This is a genomic window from Bacteriovorax sp. DB6_IX (genome assembly GCF_000447775.1).
In the GTDB taxonomy this organism is placed as follows: Bacteria; Bdellovibrionota; Bacteriovoracia; order Bacteriovoracales; family Bacteriovoracaceae; genus Halobacteriovorax_A.
Genome location: NZ_AUNJ01000208.1, coordinates 1 through 2258 on the forward strand (window position 1 = coordinate 1; position 2258 = coordinate 2258).

The window sequence follows — 2258 nt, forward strand, 5'->3', positions numbered from 1 at the left end:
TCTGGTTTTAAATACAGTGAATACTGGATTCCAATTACACTTCTGGCACTCGCAACAATCTTTGGCACGAAGTATGGAGTGAGGTTATTACATAATATTTCTGAAGTGATTTTTCGTAGATTATATAAAGCGGCTTTATTAGTAGCAGCGGCTAGGATTTTATATAAAGTCTTTCTCTAAATAAAAAAAGACCGAGGACACTCCTTTCTTAATAACATTCCACACGTTAAAAGGTCCTCGGTCAGATTTGGATTGCCCTTGGGTAAGATTCATATAGGGAGAGAGGGATGTTTCTAAACCCAGGGTATCCTATTACTTCCTTGTATCATTTCGGCCATCCGTGGCCTTAAATTTTTGCTCAATTAAAAATGAGCTTAGAGAATTACCAACCTTAGGAGAAAAGCATTCTTGAAATTTACAAGAATTCGTTTTGATGTGTTTGTACTGGAACGCTGAACAACGTGAACAATTAAGAGTAGTGCTTCCTACAAGGCTAAGGTGCTTCATCCTCTAAGCTCCTTTTAGTCATCCTGACTATTTTTGGTCATCCATAACCGTTTTTCTTACTCGGGAAATCATCCTAACTTCCCAGGGACTTCCTTGTCCCCTGATGCTTTATATATAGCAGGAACCGTGCCAACTTTTTCAACGCCCAAATTCACCTATTTAGAAATAGCAGTGTCAAAAGGCCGTGCCAGTGCCCCTACCAAACTCAATGGTCCTACGACTTTTTAATAGCTTGGCCTCATGTCCCCAGTGTCAAAAAACCCCCTCTAATTCAACTTTTTGACTCCATAGGATTTTTATTGGGACAAATTTACTCCATAACAATTAGGTGAAATTATTGAGATTATAGTGATAGGAATTGTTATAAACTAACGATGGAGTCCAATCATGAAACGTTCTATAATCCTGCTTCTTCTCGCTCTTACCTCTATTCATTCTTATGCTGGTACTCCTGCACTTGAAAATATTAATGAGAGTCAATTTAAAAAGATTACAAAAGAGTTTGGTGCGAACTTTGTCCATACAGCAGTAACTCCCCCTGAATCACTAGGAGCTGTTTTTGGCGTAGAAGTTGGACTCCTTGCTGGTGTTACAGAATCAGATGAAACGAACAAAGTCGTAAAGAGTGTCGACGCTGATTCGAAATTAGAGTACGTGCCTCATGCTGGATTAATGGCACAAGTCTCAATACCATTTGGAATTTCATTTGAAGCAACAATGCTGCCAGAGACAGAAGCCAGTGATCTTTCAATCAAGGCCTTTTCTTTTGCTGGAAAATGGACTCTTACAGACTCCCTTTTAAAAATTCCTTTTCTTGATATTGCGACAAGATTTCATATTGGGTCAAGTGAAGCCTCTTATAAAACTTCAGATAGTGTTTCTTCTGTTCCAGTTGACTCAGAAGTTAAATTTGAAACATCTTCGTGGGGAATCAATCTTATGGCTGGACCAAACCTTCTCTTATTTAAACCATATGCAGGAATAGGATATGTCTCTACAAAGACAGATCTTTCAGTTACCTCAACAACAGGAACAATCTTTGACTCTAGCTTCACAACAGGAAAATCAGCCAGCGAAAAACACTCTGGCGCTCAATTCATTGTTGGTGCTGAGCTAGACCTCTTTGTTCTTCACATTGGTGCAGAATACACAAAACTACTTGATACTCAAAAGTATACAGCAAAACTATCTCTAGCTTTTTAATAGATGTATAAGAGAATTTTCTTTCTAAATCTATTTGCAATAGTTTTTTACTTTTCAACTGATAGGCTTTTTAGTTTCTCAGAAAGAGAGACTTTAAAATACTTGGTGATCATTTTCTGTGTGATGAGTTTTGTCCTTGCCCCCTCTTTTACCGCCAAGAGCAAAGAGAATGAAAAATTTCAGGTGCTAGACGAAGAAATCCCAGAGGGTGAATACCATAATGACTTTTCAAGAGTTGGATCTTCCCATGATCCAAAGCCTATTAAACCAATTGATTTAAGTGGCGATGCTATTGCACATGCAAAAGAAACATTGGATGAAGATCTAAAAAGCATAGGGATAAAGAAAGAAGATTAAGCAAAAACTCTTTTGAAGCTTTCAAGGAAATCTCGATCACAGTTTTCACTGTGTAAATCAAGGAACTTTTTATAGGCCCTATCTTTTGCTAAATCTGGGCAATGACCGGCCTTTAAACTAATTAAGTAAAATCTTGCAAAATGCGAAGTTATGAAAATGATCTTTGAAAATGGTGAAATCTTTTGACTGCG

The 2258-nt window shown here is 37.6% G+C and carries 4 protein-coding genes; 3 read left to right on the forward strand and 1 reads right to left on the reverse strand.

Features of this window, described 5'->3' with window-relative positions; translation table 11 throughout:
• The 3 genes from M901_RS17975 to M901_RS06155 all read left to right on the forward strand — a co-directional run.
• Window positions 1-180 (forward strand): hypothetical protein (locus M901_RS17975; RefSeq protein ID WP_034720844.1); only part of this gene is annotated, 180 nt, incomplete at its 5' end.
• A 714-nt stretch (window positions 181-894) separates the two neighbouring features.
• Window positions 895-1710 carry a DUF6588 family protein gene (locus M901_RS06150; RefSeq protein ID WP_021277313.1) on the forward strand — a complete coding sequence of 272 codons (816 nt, stop codon included), beginning with the start codon at window positions 895-897 and terminating at the stop codon, window positions 1708-1710.
• A gap of 120 nt (window positions 1711-1830) precedes the next feature.
• Entirely contained in the window at window positions 1831-2067 is a 237-nt protein-coding gene (locus M901_RS06155; RefSeq protein WP_198295352.1) for a hypothetical protein, read from the forward strand.
• On the opposite strand, the gene M901_RS17980 is transcribed toward M901_RS06155, so the two are convergent.
• Window positions 2064-2258 (reverse strand): hypothetical protein (locus M901_RS17980; protein ID WP_034720853.1); only part of this gene is annotated, 195 nt, incomplete at its 5' end. The two genes, M901_RS06155 and M901_RS17980, sit on opposite strands and share 4 nt — an antisense overlap.